The 16,931-nt window shown below is 70.9% G+C and carries 16 protein-coding genes; 8 read left to right on the forward strand and 8 right to left on the reverse strand.

Annotated features, from left to right (window positions below):
- The first annotated feature begins 34 nt into the window (after positions 1–34).
- Positions 35–892: an alpha/beta fold hydrolase gene (locus tag MTO99_RS16130; protein ID WP_243554838.1), complete on the forward strand. Its 858-nt coding sequence runs from the start codon at positions 35–37 to the stop codon at positions 890–892.
- A gap of 25 nt (positions 893–917) precedes the next feature.
- Here the strand turns inward: MTO99_RS16130 and MTO99_RS16135 are convergent, their stop codons facing one another.
- Positions 918–1,574, reverse strand: a complete 657-nt coding sequence (locus MTO99_RS16135) for a histidine phosphatase family protein (protein WP_243554839.1) — start codon at positions 1,572–1,574, stop codon at positions 918–920.
- Positions 1,575–1,767: 193 nt separating this feature from the next.
- Here MTO99_RS16135 and MTO99_RS16140 point away from each other — a divergent pair, with 193 nt between their 5' ends.
- Positions 1,768–3,330: a glycoside hydrolase family 6 protein gene (locus MTO99_RS16140; RefSeq protein ID WP_243554840.1), complete on the forward strand. Its 1,563-nt coding sequence runs from the start codon at positions 1,768–1,770 to the stop codon at positions 3,328–3,330.
- Positions 3,331–3,447: 117 nt separating this feature from the next.
- On the opposite strand, the gene MTO99_RS16145 is transcribed toward MTO99_RS16140, so the two are convergent.
- Positions 3,448–4,206 carry a TetR/AcrR family transcriptional regulator gene (locus tag MTO99_RS16145; protein WP_243554841.1) on the reverse strand — a complete coding sequence of 253 codons (759 nt, stop codon included), beginning with the start codon at positions 4,204–4,206 and terminating at the stop codon, positions 3,448–3,450.
- Between the two features lie 91 nt (positions 4,207–4,297).
- Here MTO99_RS16145 and MTO99_RS16150 point away from each other — a divergent pair, with 91 nt between their 5' ends.
- From MTO99_RS16150 to MTO99_RS16160, 3 genes are all read left to right on the forward strand, one after another.
- Positions 4,298–5,524: an FAD-dependent monooxygenase gene (locus MTO99_RS16150; RefSeq protein ID WP_243554842.1), complete on the forward strand. Its 1,227-nt coding sequence runs from the start codon at positions 4,298–4,300 to the stop codon at positions 5,522–5,524.
- Between the two features lie 74 nt (positions 5,525–5,598).
- The gene (lplAB, locus tag MTO99_RS16155; RefSeq protein ID WP_243554843.1) at positions 5,599–6,657 is read left to right on the forward strand and encodes a lipoate-protein ligase LplAB; all 1,059 of its coding nucleotides are present in this window, start codon (positions 5,599–5,601) and stop codon (positions 6,655–6,657) included.
- Positions 6,658–6,705: 48 nt separating this feature from the next.
- The gene (locus MTO99_RS16160; RefSeq protein WP_243554844.1) at positions 6,706–7,026 is read left to right on the forward strand and encodes a hypothetical protein; all 321 of its coding nucleotides are present in this window, start codon (positions 6,706–6,708) and stop codon (positions 7,024–7,026) included.
- Positions 7,027–7,046: 20 nt separating this feature from the next.
- Here the strand turns inward: MTO99_RS16160 and MTO99_RS16165 are convergent, their stop codons facing one another.
- Positions 7,047–7,541, reverse strand: a complete 495-nt coding sequence (locus tag MTO99_RS16165; RefSeq protein WP_243554845.1) for a flavodoxin family protein — start codon at positions 7,539–7,541, stop codon at positions 7,047–7,049.
- A gap of 147 nt (positions 7,542–7,688) precedes the next feature.
- On the opposite strand from MTO99_RS16165, the gene MTO99_RS16170 reads away from it, so the two are divergent.
- Together MTO99_RS16170 and MTO99_RS16175 are read left to right on the forward strand one after the other, a co-directional pair.
- Complete coding sequence (locus tag MTO99_RS16170) at positions 7,689–8,705, forward strand: DNA-methyltransferase (protein WP_243554846.1); 1,017 nt, start codon at positions 7,689–7,691, stop codon at positions 8,703–8,705.
- A gap of 135 nt (positions 8,706–8,840) precedes the next feature.
- Positions 8,841–9,761, forward strand: a complete 921-nt coding sequence (locus tag MTO99_RS16175) for an LLM class F420-dependent oxidoreductase (RefSeq protein WP_243554847.1) — start codon at positions 8,841–8,843, stop codon at positions 9,759–9,761.
- A 171-nt stretch (positions 9,762–9,932) separates the two neighbouring features.
- On the opposite strand, the gene MTO99_RS16180 is transcribed toward MTO99_RS16175, so the two are convergent.
- The 5 genes from MTO99_RS16180 to MTO99_RS16200 form a co-directional block, all read right to left on the reverse strand.
- Entirely contained in the window at positions 9,933–10,952 is a 1,020-nt protein-coding gene (locus tag MTO99_RS16180; protein WP_243554848.1) for a LacI family DNA-binding transcriptional regulator, read from the reverse strand.
- 24 nt (positions 10,953–10,976) lie between these two features.
- Entirely contained in the window at positions 10,977–12,500 is a 1,524-nt protein-coding gene (locus tag MTO99_RS16185; RefSeq protein WP_243554849.1) for a glycoside hydrolase family 1 protein, read from the reverse strand.
- Positions 12,497–13,429, reverse strand: a complete 933-nt coding sequence (locus MTO99_RS16190) for a carbohydrate ABC transporter permease (RefSeq protein WP_243554850.1) — start codon at positions 13,427–13,429, stop codon at positions 12,497–12,499. Before MTO99_RS16190 ends, MTO99_RS16185 begins: the two co-directional genes overlap by 4 nt.
- On the reverse strand, positions 13,426–14,445 hold the full coding sequence (locus tag MTO99_RS16195; protein WP_243554851.1) for a carbohydrate ABC transporter permease: 1,020 nt from the start codon (positions 14,443–14,445) through the stop codon (positions 13,426–13,428). Before MTO99_RS16195 ends, MTO99_RS16190 begins: the two co-directional genes overlap by 4 nt.
- 132 nt (positions 14,446–14,577) lie before the next feature.
- Positions 14,578–15,882 carry an ABC transporter substrate-binding protein gene (locus MTO99_RS16200; RefSeq protein WP_243554852.1) on the reverse strand — a complete coding sequence of 435 codons (1,305 nt, stop codon included), beginning with the start codon at positions 15,880–15,882 and terminating at the stop codon, positions 14,578–14,580.
- 187 nt (positions 15,883–16,069) lie between these two features.
- Here MTO99_RS16200 and MTO99_RS16205 point away from each other — a divergent pair, with 187 nt between their 5' ends.
- Positions 16,070–16,909, forward strand: coding sequence for a M15 family metallopeptidase (locus MTO99_RS16205; protein WP_243554853.1), 840 nt, complete (start codon positions 16,070–16,072; stop codon positions 16,907–16,909).
- Positions 16,910–16,931: the final 22 nt, after the last annotated feature.

The following is a 16,931-nucleotide window of genomic DNA, read 5'->3' on the forward strand; positions in this document are numbered from 1 at the left end:
CCCCGCGCGGCATCCCACCTGCCACACTGGCCGCATGCCCACGTTCACCGACGCGTACGGCGTCCACATCCACTACGAGGCGCACCGGGTCGATGATCCGTCGGCGGTGATCCAACTCGCGCACGGCGTGGGCGAGCACATCGGCCGGTACCGCGAGCTCATCGCGGCACTGAACGAGGCGGGGTACTCGGTCTGGGCCGACGATCACCGCGGGCACGGCCGGACGGGGTTCGAGCAGCACGGTGGCGATCTCGACCGCATCGGCAGGCTCGGTCCGGGCGGCCTGCGGGCGACGATCGCGGCGGTCGAGCAGTTCACCGACGTCATCCGCGAGGCTGAGGGCGACGAGGTGCCGCTGGTGCTGCTCGGCCACTCGTGGGGGTCGCTGATGGCGCAGATCATCCTGAACCGCAGCGCCGTGCGCTACGACGGGGCGGTGTTGACCGGCACGGCGTACCGCACGCTCCGCTGGATGGATCCGGGCGAGCGTCTGAACCGCCGCCACCGGCACCTCGGCACCACGGGCGCCGAGTGGTTGAGTCGCGACCCGGCTGTTGCGGAGGCGTTCGTCGCCGACCCGTACACGACCCTCACCCCGCTGCGGCGGCTGTTCGGCACGATCGACGCGATGCGCCTGCTCGGCCGGCCGGCGCCGGCGCCGGCGATCCCGAGCGAGCTGCCGCTGCTCATCATGGTCGGCTCCGACGACACGCTGGGCGGCGAGGAGAGCGCGCGGCGGCTCGCGCAGGCGTACGTGTCGCGGTCGGGGCTGGTGGACGTCGAGGTCGTCGTCTACGCCGACGCCCGGCACGAGGTCTTCAACGAGCTGAATCGGCTCGAGGTGCGCGACGACCTGATCGGATGGCTGGACGAGCGCTTCGCGGTCGACTGAACGGCCTCGCGGCGGGTGCCGCCCGTCAGTCGACGACGCTCGCGCGGTCGGGCGGGACGTCGAACCCGAGCAGACGCATCCGCGGATGGTTCGGATGCGCCGCCGTCGACTCGGTGAGCCACGGGTACACGATCGTGGTGACGCTGCAGTTGCCGAGCACGGGCAGCAGGTCGCGGTAGCCGTCGGGGTCCATGCCCGCGAGCTCGCAGAACAGCAGGCGGATGAGCGTCGCGTGGGCGACGATGAGCACCCGCCCGTCGGGGAACTCCGCGACGAGTTCGTCGAGCACGGGCATCGCCCGCGCGATGCCGGCTCGCCCGGACTCGCCCTCGGGCAGCGGGCTCGAGGCCGGCGCCCGGCAGAAGGCCGTCCACTCCGCCGGGTAGCGGTCGGCGATCTCCTCGGGGGTGAGCCCTTCGCCCACGCCGAAGTCGATCTCGACGAGCCGGTCGTCGATCCGCAGCGCGAGACCGGTCGTCTCGACCGACGGTGCGGCCGAGCGGCGGGCGCGGCTGAGCGGTGACGAGATGATCGCATCGAGCCGCGCATCCACGGCCCAGGCGGCGAGCGCGGCCGCTTGGCCGAGGCCGTGCCGGGTGAGCCCGACATCGGAGTTGCCGGCGTACCGGTGATCGGCATGCCATTCCGTCTCGCCGTGACGGGCGAGGAAGAAAGTGGTCACGCGGCGATCGTATCCCGCTCGCACGCCGGCCCCGGGACATCCGTCTGCTTCGCTCTTGACAGCCGTCCCGCGGTCGTGCCATTTTGAACTCGCATCCGTGAGAGCGCTCTCACGAATCGATGCGAACCCGCACCACCGAACGGTCCACGACGAAGTCGACCGAGGTCGACGACGACCAACTGGAGTAGCGAACATGACCCCACGACCACTTCCGCGCGCGCTCGCGCTGGCGGCCGCGACCGTCGCGATCTGCGCGATCGGCGGCATCACCGCCGCCCCGGCGAACGCCGCTGACGACGACGGCACGCTGCAGGGAGCCGAGCTCTACCGCAACCCGTACAGCACCACGCTCGAAGCGGCGCAGTCGCTGAGCGGGCAGGCGCGCGCCGACGCCCAGCTGCTCGGCAGCATCCCCTCGGCCGACTGGATCACGAAGGGCACGCCCGCCGAGGCGCAGGCCGCCGTCGACGAGATCGTCGACGCCGCCGCCGCGCTCGGGCAGGTGCCGACCCTCGTCGTCTACAACCTCCCGTTCCGCGACTGCTCGCAGTACTCGGCCGGCGGTGCGGCCGACACCGCCGCCTACCTCGCGTGGGTCGACGGCGTCGCCGCCGGCATCGGCGATCGCGACGCGATCGTCATCCTCGAGCCCGACGGGCTCGGCATCATCCCGTGGAACACCGACGGCAACGGCAACGCCGAGTGGTGCCAGCCCGCCGAGCTCGACCCGGCGACCGCAGCCGACGAACGCTACGTGCAGGTCAACGGCGCGGTCGACCGGCTCACTGCGCTCGCCGGCACGCACGTCTACCTCGACGGCACCCACACCGGATGGCTCGGGGTCGGCGACATCTCGGCGCGACTCATCCGGGCGGGCGTCGAGCGCACCGACGGGTTCTTCCTGAACGCGTCGAACTACGAGGAGACCCGCAAGCTCGAGAGGTACGGCACCTGGATCTCGGAGTGCATCCACCTCTCGCAGAACTCGTGGTGGGAACCCGGATGGTGCGGCAGCCAGTACTATCCGGCGAACCCGGCCGACTTCGACACCTGGACGGCGACCGACGCGACCTACGACCAGGCCTACGCCGACACCGGGCTCACACGCGACCCCGCCGCGCAGGCGCACTTCGTGATCGACACCAGCCGCAACGGCCAGGGCCCGTGGACGGCGCCCGCGGGCGCCTACCCCGACGCCGAGGCCTGGTGCAACCCGCCCGAACGCGGCATCGGCGAGCGGCCCACCACCGACACGGGCGACGCGCTCATCGACGCCTTCCTCTGGATCAAGGTGCCCGGCGAGAGCGACGGCAAGTGCTACCGCGGCACCGGTGGACCGCTCGACCCCGAACGCGGCATCGAGGACCCGGCCGCCGGCGTCTGGTTCCCGCAGCAGGCGCGCGAACTCGTGGCCCTCGCGAACCCGCCGATCGCCGCCCAGACGTGCGCGATCGAGTACCTCGTGCACGGCACCTGGCCGGGCGGGTTCAACACCCAGATCTGGGTGAAGAACACCGGCACCACCGCGATCAACGGTTGGGAGCTCGAGTGGGCGTTCCGAGGCGACCTCGGCGTCGGCAACGGATGGAGCGCCGACTGGTCGCAGCAGGGCAGCGTCGTCACCGCGTCGTCGCTCGCGTGGAACGCTGCGCTCGCGCCCGGCGCCCGAACGACCATCGGCTTCATCGGCAACGGTGCCGACCCGGCGACCGTGCCCTGGCTGTTCGAGTTGAACGGAGCCCCCTGCACGAGCTGACCACGCCGCTCGCCGCGTCTCCGTGAGCTCGTCGGAGGCCGCAAGGCGGGTTTGCCGGACAACGCGGGGAATGCGGGTCGCGCACGCTGCTGCGCGACCTGCATTCCGGCGTGTGTCCTACGAACGCCGGGGTGCGCGCTGGCGCGCGGCGATCAGGGCGGCGATGCCGGCGATGATCCGGTCGAGGCCGTACTCCAGTGCGGCGTCCTGGGCCGTGTCCGTCGCCGCATCGGCGAAGGCGGCGGCCGCGAGCGGGTAGGCGTCGGCGTTCGCCGTCAGCACGGCGCCGAGCGTCTCGGCGAGCTGCGCCTCGAGGTCGGGCTGCGTCTCCTGCTGCACGAGCCCGCGCACGTGCGCGCTCACCAGCGTGAGCGTGTCGAGCCGCTCACCCGCGGTCAGCGGCAGCTCCTCGAGCACGCCGAGCCCGGCCTCCGTCCAGCTCAGCTCGTTCGGCCCGAACACGCGCGCGCCGACCGCCGCGGTCAGCAGCCAGCGATGGGCGGCGAACACGTCGTGCACGGCGTGCGCCCACGCGCGCAGGCGCGGCTGCCAGGACGCCGGCGAGGCATCCGGATCGTCCGCTTCCGAAGCGGGTCCCGACGCGCTCGCCGACGCGCTCACCGGCCCCATGGCGGTGTCGACCATCAGGGCGATGAGCGCGTCGCGGTTCGGCACGTACCGGTAGAGCGCCATCTTGGTGACGCCGACCTCGTCGGCGACGCGCTGCATGGATGCCGCGTCGAGTCCCTCGTCGTCGGCCAAGCGGATGCCCGTGGCGACGAGCTCGGCGAGCGTCACCCGTGGGCGCGGTCCCCGGCGCGTCGCGGTGCCGATCGTCGGCGCCCAGAGCAGGTCGGCCGTGGTGGGCTCGGACATCGTTCCTCCCGGTTCGGGCGTGGGTCTTGACTTTCTGTGTCTACCAGACACTAATATGTGTCGGGTAGACACAGAAACGAAGGGAACGATCATGAAGGTCCTCATCTCAGGCGCGAGCATCGCCGGCCCCGCGGTCGCGTTCTGGCTCTCGCGCAGCGGTCACGACGTCACCGTGGTGGAGCAGGCGCCCGCCCTGCGCGCCGGCGGCCAGGCCGTCGACTTCAAAGGCGCGACGCATCGGCGGGTGCTCGAGCGCATGGGCCTGTGGGACGCGATCCACGACCTGCGCACCCCCGCCGTCGACGCGCACTTCGTCGACGCGACCGGGCGCACGAACGCCGTCATGCCCCACACCTTCAGCGGCGGCGACGTCGAGATCGCCCGCGGCGACCTCGCGCACCTGATGTACGAGCACACCGCCGACCGCGTCGAGTACGTCTTCGGCGACCGCATCGAGCGGATGCACGAGCACGCCGACGGCATCGACGTCGAGTTCCGCAGCGGACGCACCGGCCGGTTCGACCTCGTGGTCGGCGCCGACGGCGTGCACTCGGGCGTGCGGCGGCTCGCGTTCGGGCCCGAGCAGCAGTTCGTGAAGTACCTCGGGTACTCGTACGCGGTGGTCGGCGGTGCGAAGGCGGCGGCCGAGGCATCCGATCGCCCCGCCGGAGACGCACCGGGCGCGCCCGACGCGCCCGGCGTGCCCACCCAGCCGGGCCTCTGGTACAACGAACCGGGCAGGCTCGCCGTCATCGGCGGCCCGAAGGCGCCCGACTTCTTCGTCTTCGCCTCCGACGACCCAGGCGCCCTCCGACACGACGTCGACGCCCAGAAGCGCCTCATCGCCGACGCGTACGCCGGCGCGGGCTGGCGCGTGCCCGAGATGCTCGAGCGCCTCGCGACCGCCGACGAGTTCTACCTCGACGGCCTGAACCGCGTGCACCTCGACCGGTTCACGAGCGGGCGGGTCGTGCTCGTCGGCGACGCCGGGTACGCGAACACCCTCGGCGGATTCGGCACCGGGCTCTCGATCGTCGGCGCCTACGTGCTGGCCGGCGAACTCGCCGCGGCCGGCGGCGACCACCGGGTCGCGTTCGCGAACTACGACGAGCGGATGCTCCGCTACTCGAAGGTCGCCCGCAGCGGCAACGCCGGGCCGTTCCTCGCGCCGCCGAGCCGGTGGCGCATCGCGATGCGCGACCTCACCTTCAAGAACCGGCTCATGCTCGCCGGCATGATGAAGCTCACCGACATGTTCGCCAACGACATCGCGCTGCCCGAGTATCGGGAGGTCGCGGCATCCGGCGCGGTTCGCTGACGATCGGATGCCTCGGGCCGGCGCCGTGCGCGAAACCGGCGCTGCCCGGGCCATCCGGTCGTAGGCTGTCGCCCATGCCCCCATTCCACGGCGAGTACAAGGTTCCCGGCGGCAAGCTCGTGGTCGTCGATTTCGATGTCGTCGACGACGTGATCCGCGCCCCGCGCGTCGCGGGCGACTTCTTCCTCGAGCCCGACGAGGCGCTGGGCGACATCGACGCCGCGCTCGAGGGCCTGCCCGCGGCATCCGATGCGAAGCAGATCGCGGCTGCGATCTCGGCGGGCCTGCGCGACGGGGCCGTGATGCTCGGCTTCTCGGCCGAGGCCGTCGCGGTCGCGGTGCGTCGCGCGCTCACCGACGCCCGCAGCTGGACCGACTACGAGTGGGAGATCGTGCACGACGCGGCGGTGCCGCCGCGCCTGCACCTCGCGCTCGACGAGGTGCTCGCCACGCGCGTCGGCGAGGGGCGCCGCAAGCCGACCCTGCGGTTCTGGGAGTGGGACGAGTCAGCCGTGGTGATCGGCTCGTTCCAGTCGGTGAAGAACGAGGTCGACCCCGAGGGCGCCGAGAAGTACGGCTTCGAGGTCGTGCGACGCATCTCGGGAGGCGGCGCGATGATGATGGAGAAGGGCAACGTCGTCACCTACTCGCTGTACGTGCCCGCCGAGCTCGTGCAGGGGCTGAGCTTCGCCGACTCGTACGCGTTCCTCGACGACTGGGTGCTGCAGGGGCTGCGCTCGATCGGCGTCGAGGCGACGTACCAGCCGTTGAACGACATCGCGTCTCCGCTCGGCAAGATCGGCGGCGCCGCGCAGAAGCGCCTCGGCTCGGGCGGTGTGCTGCATCACGTGACGATGGCGTACGACCTCGACAACGAGAAGATGCTCGAGGTGCTGCGCATCGGCCGCGAGAAGATCAGCGACAAGGGCATCGCGTCGGCGGCCAAGCGCGTCGACCCGCTGCGCTCGCAGACCGGGCTCAGCCGTGCGGCGATCATCGAGGCGCTGAAGCACACGTTCGCCGCGCTCTACGGCGCGAAGCCCGGCGCGGTCACCGCCGACGAGCTCGCCGAGGCCGAGGCGCTGGTCGCGTCGAAGTTCTCCACCCCCGACTGGCTGTACCGGGTTCCCTGACGGACGCACCCGCGAGGAAGCCTCAGCCGGCCTCGGTACACTCGACGGATGGAGTGGTGGGTGTGGCTCGTGATCGCGGGGGCGGTCATCGGCATCGGTTGGCTCGCGCAACGCGCCGGCTTCATCGACCTCTCCGATAAGACGAAGCGCGGCGGCGGGGGTTCCGGCGGCGTCATGATGATCGGCGACGAGGTCTTCGCGCCGCGCAAGTACGAGGCCGCCGTCGAACAGGATCGGCAGAGTCGGCTGCCCGCGCCCGCGCCGCTGCCGGGCGACGGCGACAAGGGCATCGCGTTCGCGTCGGATGCTCCGGACGACGACGACCCCGACCGGTTCCGCGGGCACATCCGCCTCGACGTCGAGCAGTAGCGGTCGAGTACGGGCTCGGCTCAGGCGAGCCGCCCCGCGAGCGTGCGTCCCCATTGCTCGGCGCGCGCGATCTCACCCTCCTCGAGCGGACCGCTGTAGCCGTACACGCCGAACGACTCGGCCGCGGCGAGCGGCTCGAACCCGAGCTTGACCAGCCGTTTCATCGCCTTCTTCGCGGCCGATCCGGGCAGTCTCGGGTCGACGCTGCGGGTGTCGAAGGTCGCAACCCGGGTGCCGCGGGGCGGCGTGCCGAGCTTGCCGATCCACTCGCGGATGCCGAGTCTCGGCACCTTCGACGCGCCCTGGTCGCGCGCCGCCTTGCGGGTGTCGGCGCGCGACATCGAGAACGCGTGCGTCGGCCCGCCGACCACGAGCAGGTCGAGGTCGGCCGCGAACTCGGTCGGCGCGCGGTCGATGCGCACCACGTCGGCGCCCGGCCCCATGCCGGCCCCGATCGCGACCGCGATCGCCTCGGTGTTCCCCCAGATCGACTCCACCACGATCAGCGCGCGCATCGCGACCACCCCCGACGCCACGCTACCGCGTCGCCCGAGATCGCCCCTGCGCCAGTTCGGCGGCCTCCGCGCCAGCCCGAGTGGGGCAGAGGGTGCGCAAGTGGCGCGGAGGCCGTCGCTGGCAACACGCCTGGCAGACTGGAGCGCGTGGCATCCGAGGGTTCGAACCGCGTCATCCAGGCCGAGAACCTCACCGTGCTGCCCACCCTGCCGAGCGGATCCTTCACCCTCGTCTACCTCGACCCGCCGTTCAACACCGGGCGGACGCAGGCCCGCCGGGCGCTGCGCCACGTGCGGGTGCGCGACGCCTCCGGCGAAGCATCCGAGGCATCCGAGGCGTCCGCAGCATCCGGCGCGTCTGCGCCTTCCGGCGCGGAATCCGAGGCATCCGCACCTTCCCAGGCTGCCGCGGTCTCGCGAGCCGAACCGGATGCCGCGCCCGCCGCACCCCGCACCATCACCGGGTTCGCCGGCAAGCAGTACGAGCGCATCCGCGGCGACCTGCTGCGCTTCGACGACCGCTTCGACGACTACTGGGGCTTCCTCGAGCCGCGCATCGACGAGGCGTGGCGACTCCTCGCCGACGACGGCACGCTGTACCTGCACCTCGACTACCGCGAGGCGCACTACGCGAAGGTGCTGCTCGACGCGCGGTTCGGGCGCGAGTCGTTCCTCAACGAGATCATCTGGGCCTACGACTACGGCGCGAAGGCGAAGCACCGCTGGCCCACCAAGCACGACACGATCCTCGTCTACGTGAAGAACCCCGACGCGTACTGGTTCGACTCGACCGCCGTCGACCGCGAACCGTACATGGCGCCGGGGCTCGTGACCCCCGAGAAGGCCGCGGCGGGCAAACTGCCGACCGACGTGTGGTGGCACACGATCGTGTCGCCGACCGGGCGCGAGAAGACGGGGTATCCGACGCAGAAGCCCGAGGGGGTGCTGCGCCGCATTGTGCAGGCGTCGAGCCGGCCGGGCGACTGGGTGCTCGACTTCTTCGCCGGGTCCGGCACGACCGGGGCGGTCGCCGCGGCCCTCGACCGCCGGTTCGTGCTCATCGACGAGCATCCTGACGCGATCGCAGTGATGCGGCGCCGGTTCGCCGGGCTGGCGGATGTCTCGTTCGAGACCGCGGCGTCCGGCCCGCCCCCACCCACCTGACCACCCCACCCACCTCACCCGACCGACGAGCGCGAGTGTTTCCGTTCGCGCTCCGTGTTTCCGCCCGAAGGGAAACCGAGGGCACGAACGGAAACACTCGGCCGATCGAGCCCCGACCAGGAGAGCAGACAGCACATGAAGTTCAGGATCTTCACCGAGCCCCAGCAGGGCGCCACCTACGAGCAGCAGGTGCGCATGGCGCAGGCCGCCGAACGACTCGGGTTCGACGCGTGGTTCCGCAGCGACCACTTCCTCGCGATGGGCGTCGACGGCCGGCCCGGGCCGACCGACTCATGGGTGACGCTGGGGGCGATCGCCCGCGAGACCTCGACGATCCGGCTCGGCACGCTGGTGTCGAGCGCGACGTTCCGGCATCCGTCGCTGCTCGCGATCCAGGTCGCGCAGGTCGACGCGATGAGCCGCGGGCGCATCGAGCTCGGGCTCGGCACCGGATGGTTCGAGGCCGAGCACGCCGCGTACGGATTCCCGTTCCCGAAGGCGCGCTTCGGCATCCTCGAAGAGCAGCTGGAGGTGATCACCGGGCTCTGGTCGACCCCGATCGGTGCGACCTTCACGCACGCGGGTGCGAACTACACACTGACGGATGCTCCGGCGCTGCCGAAGCCCGTGCAGCAGCCGCTGCCCGTGATCGTCGGGGGAGCGGGCCCGAAGCGCACGCCCGCGATCGCCGCAAGGTTCGCGAGCGAGTACAACGTGGCGTTCCGCTCGGACGACGAGATCGCCGCGGGCTTCGCGCGAGTGCGGGCGGCGGTGTCGGATGCCGGGCGCGCACCCGGGTCGATGACGTACTCGGCGGCCCTCACCTCGACCGTCGGGGCGACCAAGGCCGAGTACCGCCGGCGGGCCGAGACGATCGGTCGCGACCCCGAGGAGCTGCGCCGCAACGGCGTCGCCGGCACCCCGCAGGAGTTGGTCGACCGCCTCGGCGGGCTCGCCGAGCTGGGCGTCGAGACGATCTACCTGCAGGTGCTCGACTTCGACGACCTCGACGTGCTCGAGCTCCTCGCGAGCGAGGTCGTGCCGCAGGTGCGCTGACGCGGGCCCGCGCCCCGCGCCCCGCGGCCCACGCGCTCGCGCTCTGTTCACCGCTCTGCGCCACTTCGGCGGCCTCCGCGCCAGCCGAGGTGGCGCAAAGGACGGGCAGGTGGCGCAGCGGCGGGACCGGGCCGAGCGGCAGCGGCCGCGCGGCTGCGCAGCGCCGCCGCGTCAGCTCGACTGGCGCACCACGAGCCGGGTCGGCAGCAGCGTCGTCGCGGGCACGTCCTCGCCGTCGATGAGCCGCACGAGCGTGCGGGCCATCACCTCGCCCATCTCGAGCGACGGCTGGTGCACGGTGGTGAGCGGCGGAACGGCCATGGCGGCGTACTGGTCGTCGTCGAAGCCGACGACGGCCACGTCGCCCGGGATCGACCGCCCGGTCTCGAGGATCGCCGTGTACGCGCCGATCGCCATCTGGTCGTTCGCCGCGAAGACGCCGTCGATCGAGGGTTCGCGCTCGAGCAGGCGCCGCATCGCCTCGGCACCGGAGGCGGGGCTGAAGTCGCCGTAGCCCACGAGGTCGATCGCGAGACCGGCGCGCTCGAGCGACCGCTGCCAGCCGCGCAACCGGTCGACGCCGGGCGGCATGTCCTGCGGGCCGGCGATCGCGGCGATGCGGCGGCGGCCGCGTTCGACGAGGTGGTCGCCCGCGAGTTCGGCGCCGTGCGCGTTATCGACGTCGACGGTGTGGTTGACCTGCTCGCCCGGGTCGAGCGGGCGGCCGCCGAACACCACGGGCAGCGATCGGCTGACGTGCGCGTACGAGTGGTCGCCGGTGTGGTGCGATGCGACGAGGGCGCCGTCGACGTTGCCGCCGAGCAGGTAGCGCCGGGTCTTGTCGAAGGCGGCCTCGGACTCGATGAGCATCGACAGCGTGTACTCGGTGTCGGCGAGTGCGAGCCCGATGCCCTGCACGAGGGTCGCGAAGAACGGGTCGTTGAACACCTTCGCGGTGGACTCGGGCACGACCAGCGCGATCGCCTGGGTCCGCCGGCTCGCGAGCGAGCGTGCCGCGCGGTTCGGCACGTAGTTCAGCGCCGCGATCGCCTCCTGCACGACGGCGACGACGTCGGGGCTGACCTTCGGCGATCCGTTGACGACGCGTGAGACGGTCGCGCGCGAGACTCCGGCGCGCGCGGCGACCATCTCCAACGTCGGCGCGGAGCCGGCGTTCGGGATCCCAGCCATCCGGCCCCCCTCTCGTGACTCCGATTACCCCACGATAGCCGCAGCGCCGGATGCACCGGACGCCCCGGCGGGTGCGGCGCCCGCACCGGCGCCCGCACCGGCAGCACCCGCGCCCGCCGAGCCCTTCGCCTCGGCGATGAGCCGCGCGTACGCGAGGGCGCTGTCCTTCGGGGTGCGCACGAGCGTGTCGTAGTCGACGTGCACGATGCCGAACCGCTTCGCGTATCCCCACGCCCACTCGAAGTTGTCGAGCAGCGACCACACGAAGTATCCGCGCACGTCGGCGCCGCGATCGATCGCCCGGCCGACGGCGGCGACGTGGTCGAGGATGTACCGGGTGCGTTCGACGTCGTGCACGCGCCCGTCGTCGCCGAGCACGTCGTCGTACGACGCGCCGTTCTCGGTGACGTACAGCGGCGGCAGGTTGTCGTACTCGCGGCCGAGCCGCACGAGCAGTTCCTCGAGCCCCGACGGGTTGACCTCCCAGTCCATCGCGGTGCGCGGCAGGCCTCGCGACGGGAAGCTCACGTACTCGGAACCGGGGAACGGCGAGCGGCCGGGCTTGTCGGTCGGGCGCAGGCCGGCGGGCGTGCCCTCGGGCAGCGGATGCCCCGACACGTTGTCGTCGTGGTAGTGGTTCACGCCGAGGAAGTCGATCGGCTGCGAAATGGCCTCGAGGTCGCCGGGCAGGATCCGTTCGGCCAGGCCGAACGCCTTCACGTCCTCGAGCAGGTCGGTCGGGTACGCCCCGAGCAGCAGCGGCTCCAGGAACATCCGGTTCCAGAGGGCGTCGATGCGGCGTGCCGCTTCGAGGTCGACGGGATCGGCGGGATGGTTCGGTACCGCGTTCGTGAGGTTGAGGGTGATGCCCAACCGGATGTCGCGCCCCGCGGCATCCGTCGATGACGCCGCAGCGAGCTCGCGGAGCCGCTTGACCGCCAGACCGTGGGCGAGATGCTGATGGTGCACCGCGGCCAGACCCGCGACCGGGTCGTTCAGGCCCGGCGCGTGCTCGCCGCCGATGTAGCCGATGAGCGACGAGCAGAGCGGCTCGTTGAACGTCGTCCAGTGCGAGACGCGGTCGCCGAGCGCGCCGTACACCGCCTCGGCGTACTCGACGAACCGGTACGCGGTGTCGCGGTTGGCCCAGCCGCCGCGTTCCTGCAGCGCCTGCGGGAGGTCCCAGTGGTAGAGCGTGAGCCAGGGCAGTACGCCCTGTTCGAGCAGTTCGTCGACGAGCCGCGAGTAGAAGTCGAGGCCCTCCTGGTTGACGGTGCGCCCGCCGGGCACGACCCGTGCCCACGACGTCGAGAACCGGTACGAGTCGAGGCCGAGCTCGCGCATGAGGGCGACGTCCTCGGGCACGCGGTGGTAGTGGTCGACGGCCTGCTCGGGGGTGTCGCCGCCGGCGACGGCGTTCGGCACGCGGGCGAACGCGTCCCAGATCGAGTCCTCTTTGCCGCCCTCGTGGGCGGCGCCCTCGATCTGGGCCGCGGCGGTCGCCGAGCCCCAGATGAAGCCTGCGGGGAAGTGCGTGTGCTGGGTCAACCCTTCACTGCTCCTGCCATGATTCCGGAGATGAGCTGCTTGCCCGCCACGATGAACAGGATGAGCAGCGGGATGGTCGCCATGACCGCGCCGGTGAGCACGATCGAGTAGTCGATGTAGAAGCCCGACTGCAGCTGGCTGAGCGCCGTCTGCAGGGTGGGGTTCGACGGGCTCAGCACGATGAGCGGCCAGAGGTAGTCGGTCCAGGCCGTCATGAACGTGAAGAGGCCGAGGATCGCCATCGCGGGCCGGGCGGCCGGCAGTGCGACGTGGAAGAACGTGCGGATCTGGCTGGCGCCGTCCATGCGCGCCGCCTCGATGAGCTCGTCGGGGATGACGTCGACCAGGTACTGCCGCATGAAGAACACGCCGAACGCCGTCACCAGCATGGGCACGATGACCGCGCCGATCGTGCCGGTCCAGCCGAGCTCTTTCATCACCATGAACAGCGGGATGATGCCGAGCTGGGTCGGGATCGCCATGGTGGCGATGACGAACACCATGAGGCCGTCGCGACCGCGGAAGCGGAGCTTGGCGAACGCGTAGCCCGCGAGGGTCGAGAACGTCACGACCGAGATCGTGATGATCGACGAGATGAGCACGGAGTTCCACAGCGCCAGCCAGAACGGGATGGCGTCGAGCACCTTCTGCGCGTTGGTCAGGAAGTTGCCGCCGGGCAGGAGCGGCAGCGTTTCGCCGCGGGTGGCGTTGGTGCCGCTGCCGACGACGAACGACCACCACAGCGGGTAGGCGCCGCCGATGACGAAGGCCGCGAGCAGCCCGTAGGTCAGGAATCCGGGGCGGCTGCCGATGCCGGCCTCGCCGAGGCGCGAGCGGTGTCGGCCGCCGCGGCCGGGGCGCGCGGGTCGCTCGGGCGAGACGACGTCGACGCGTTCGGCGGGGATCGGCTCGGGGGTGACGGTGGTCATCGCTTCGCTCCCTTCGGGCGGCGAGTGCGCGTGGTGCCGGAGGCGGCCACACGGCGCGAGATGAGGAAGTTGATCAGGCCGACCGCGACGATCAGCAGGAACAGGAGCCAGGCGACCGCCGCCGCCTCGCCGAAGTCGCGACGGAAGAACGCGAGCTCCCACATGAACAGCACGGTGGTCTGGAATTGCCGGTCGCTGCCGCCGATGCCGCCCGCGTTCGACACGTCGAACAGGCGCGGTTCGGTGAAGATCTGCAGACCGCCGATGGTCGCGGTGATGACCACGAAGATGAGCGTCGGGCGGATGCTCGGGATCGTGATCGAGAAGAAGCGGCGTACCGCGCCGGCCCCGTCGATCGCGGCGGACTCGTAGAGGTCCTTCGGCACGGCCTGCATGGCGGCCAGGAGGATCAGCGTGTTGTAGCCGGTCCACCGCCAGTTCACCATGGTCGCGATCGCGATGTGCGAGAGGAAGGTGTTGTGCTTCCACTCCTGATCGGGGATGCCGACGAGGTTGAGGAGGTTGTTCACGAGACCGTCGGCCTCGTTGAACACGCTGGAGAAGATGAGCGCGACGGCGACCGGCGTGACGACGTAGGGCAGCAGGATGCTCATGCGCCAGAACGTCTTGGCCCGCAGCCCCTGGTCGAGCAGGTAGGCGCAGAGCAGCGCGACGATCAGCTGGGGGATCGCGGAGAGCAGGAAGATGCTCACCGTGTTGAAGATCGAGTTCCAGAAGAAGCGGTCGTTGAGGATGGCGACGAAGTTGTCGAATCCGACGAACGGCCCCTGCCCGGTGAGCAGGTCCCACTCGTGCAGCGACACGATGAACGTGTAGGCGAGGGGGAAGAGGCCGACGAGGGCGAAGAGGATGAAGAACGGCGAGACGTAGAAGTACGGGCTCGCCTTCTGGTCGAAGCGGCTGAGGCGCTGACGCGGGGTGAGTGCGCTCCGGATCCGTCGGCGCGTCGGCGCCGCGGGCGGGGCTGAAGTATCCGGCCGGAGGGTGGTGGTCATCGGAGTTCCTCGGAGTGGGTTCGGTCCGGTCCCCGAGCCGGTCGAGGTGGGGCGGTGCGGCTGGAGCGGGGCGGGGCGGTGGGTGACGGGCGGGGACCTGAGCTGACGCTCGGGTCCCCGCCCGTCGGTCGGCTAACCGACCAGTTCGTTGACGAGCTCGAGTGCCTGGTTCCAGGCCTCCTCGGAGGTCGCCTCACCGCGGTCGAACGCGTCGAGCGCGACCTGGAAGGCGTTCTCCTGGATCACCGAGTCGTCGGGACCCTTGAACTGGGCGACCACACCCTGGGCGCGCGCGGCGAGGATCGCACCGGTGGGCGCGTCGTTGAAGAACTCGTTCGGCGTCGCCTCGGCGGCGAGGGTCTCCTGCGCCTTGATGGTGCTCGGGAAGTTGCCCGCGGCCTTGGACTGCTTGACCTGCTGCTCGGGCTGGGTCAGCCAGTCGGCGAGCTTCGCGGCCTCTTCCTTGTGCTTGCTGGTCTCGGGGATCGAGAGCCACGCGCCACCCCAGTTGCCCTGACCACCGGGGAAGACGTCGGCGAAGTCCCAACCGGTCGAGGCGTCGCCGCCGCCGGCCTCGGTGTTCGACTGCACGACGCCGAGCATCCAGCCCGGGCAGACGAACGTGGCGAAGTTGCCGTCGACGAACGACTTGCCGCCGTTCCAGTCCCAGCGCGCGTCGGCCGCGGACAGGCCGCTCGTGATGGCGTCGGAGATCCAGCCCCAGCGCTCTTCGAGCTCGGCGTTGCCCTCGATGTTCAGCTCGCCGTCACGGGTGTAGTAGCCCTCGGGAAGCTGGTTCACCATCGAGTTCCACACGAAGCTCGACTGGTCGTACCAGGCCTTGCCGGTGGCGGCCTTGTACTGCTTGCCGATTTCGAAGTAGTGCTGCCAGTCGCCCTCGAGCAGTTCGGCGACGCTCTCGCGGTCGCTCGGGAGGCCTGCGGCCTCGAACAGCGGGCCGTTGTAGCAGATGCCGGTCGGGCCGATGTCGGTGCCGTAGCCGATGACGCGGCCCTCGGGGTCGGTGCCCCCCTCGTACTTCCAGTCGACCCAGTCGGTCTTGCGGTCCTCGATGCCGTAGTCGCGCAGGTCGACGAACTGGTCGGAGACCTCCATGATGGCGCCGATCCAGCCCTCTTCGACCGCGACGATGTCGCTGAGGCCGCTGCCGGCGGCGATCTTCGTGAACGCGTCGGTGCGGGCGTTGCCGCCGGTGTCGATGTTCGTCGCCTCGATCTTCACCCCGGGGTTGGCGGCCTCGTACTCCTTGTAGAGGTCGTCGTATCCGAAGGTGCCGAACGTGGTGATGGTGAGGGTCACTTCCTCACCATCACCGCCTTCCTCGCCGCTGCCGTTCGAGCAGGCGGTCGCAAGGAGGGCGATGGATGCCGCGCCGGCGACGGCGGCGACAGCCCGGGTGCGTCGTGAAAGCTTCACGGGTCACTCCTTTGTGCGTGGATGTGTGAATTGGTGCGATCGCGTGGGAGCGCTCTCTCGGGGGACGTGAGAGCGCTCTCACCCTGTCGGGGAGAGACTTTGGCATGTTCCGGCGGCGCTGTCAAGAGAGCGCTCTCACCAATGGGACGATCGGCTCTCCCGAAGGGGCCGCGGTTACACTCGCCTCATGTCCGATCCCCGCGAAGCTCCGAGCGAGCCGGTGCAGCGACGGCGCATGATCGTCGCGCTCTCGCTCACCGCGGCCCTGGTCGCGGTCGCGGCGGTCGTCGTCGGCGCGGTGACGGGCGCCGAAGGCGGCGAATCGGCCGAGGCGACGACCCGTTCGACGCCGAACTCCGCCGACCCGAGCAGCGTGCCGAGCGGGGAGGCGACCGCGTCGGCGACCCCTCGCCCGGCACCGAGCGCGGCCCCGGCGGCGACGCCCGTGGGGTTCGACAAGACGGCCAGATCGCTCGACGATCCGATGAGCATCTGGGTGGTCGTGAACCGCGATCGGCCGCTGAACCCCGAGGACTTCGTGCCGCCCGACCTGGTCTCGGTGCCGGTGGCACACAGCTGGGAGCCCGAACTCCGGCAGGAGGCATCCGACGCCGTGGTCGCGATGTTCCAGGCCGCCGCGAACGAAGCCGGCTTCTTCCTGGCATCCAACAGCGCCTACCGCAGCTACTCCACGCAGGTCGATCTCTACGGCGACGGCAGCGACCCCACGACCGCGCCGCCCGGCCGCAGTGAGCACCAGACCGGCCTGGGCATCGACATCGGCACCGAACGCGGCTGCACATTCGAGTGCATGGAGGACAGCGCCGAGGGCCAGTGGCTGCGCGACAACGCGTACCGGTTCGGGTTCCTATTGCGGTACCCCGCCGACAAGGTCGACGTCACCGGATACCCGCACGAGGCCTGGCACTACCGGTACATCGGCGTCGACCTCGCGACCGAGATGCACAACACCGGTTCCACCACGCTCGAGGAGTTCTTCGGGCTGCCGGCCGCGCCGCAGCGATGAGCGGCGGCGGGGGTTCGGTCGT

Source organism: Agromyces larvae (assembly GCF_022811705.1).
Classification (GTDB): domain Bacteria; phylum Actinomycetota; class Actinomycetes; order Actinomycetales; family Microbacteriaceae; genus Agromyces; species Agromyces larvae.

Bases quoted from the DNA above. Each gene is read 5' to 3' on its own strand.
- MTO99_RS16195 (WP_243554851.1), bottom strand. From the start codon at position 14,445: ATGACCACCACCCTCCGGCCGGATACTTCAGCCCCGCCCGCGGCGCCG.
- MTO99_RS16205 (WP_243554853.1), top strand. From the start codon at position 16,070: ATGTCCGATCCCCGCGAAGCTCCGAGCGAGCCGGTGCAGCGACGGCGC.
- MTO99_RS16165 (WP_243554845.1), bottom strand. From the start codon at position 7,541: ATGCGCGCGCTGATCGTGGTGGAGTCGATCTGGGGGAACACCGAGGCG.
- MTO99_RS16140 (WP_243554840.1), top strand. From the start codon at position 1,768: ATGACCCCACGACCACTTCCGCGCGCGCTCGCGCTGGCGGCCGCGACC.
- MTO99_RS16150 (WP_243554842.1), top strand. From the start codon at position 4,298: ATGAAGGTCCTCATCTCAGGCGCGAGCATCGCCGGCCCCGCGGTCGCG.
- MTO99_RS16190 (WP_243554850.1), bottom strand. From the start codon at position 13,429: ATGACCACCGTCACCCCCGAGCCGATCCCCGCCGAACGCGTCGACGTC.
- MTO99_RS16130 (WP_243554838.1), top strand. From the start codon at position 35: ATGCCCACGTTCACCGACGCGTACGGCGTCCACATCCACTACGAGGCG.
- MTO99_RS16160 (WP_243554844.1), top strand. From the start codon at position 6,706: ATGGAGTGGTGGGTGTGGCTCGTGATCGCGGGGGCGGTCATCGGCATC.
- MTO99_RS16145 (WP_243554841.1), bottom strand. From the start codon at position 4,206: ATGTCCGAGCCCACCACGGCCGACCTGCTCTGGGCGCCGACGATCGGC.
- MTO99_RS16180 (WP_243554848.1), bottom strand. From the start codon at position 10,952: ATGGCTGGGATCCCGAACGCCGGCTCCGCGCCGACGTTGGAGATGGTC.
- lplAB (WP_243554843.1), top strand. From the start codon at position 5,599: ATGCCCCCATTCCACGGCGAGTACAAGGTTCCCGGCGGCAAGCTCGTG.
- MTO99_RS16175 (WP_243554847.1), top strand. From the start codon at position 8,841: ATGAAGTTCAGGATCTTCACCGAGCCCCAGCAGGGCGCCACCTACGAG.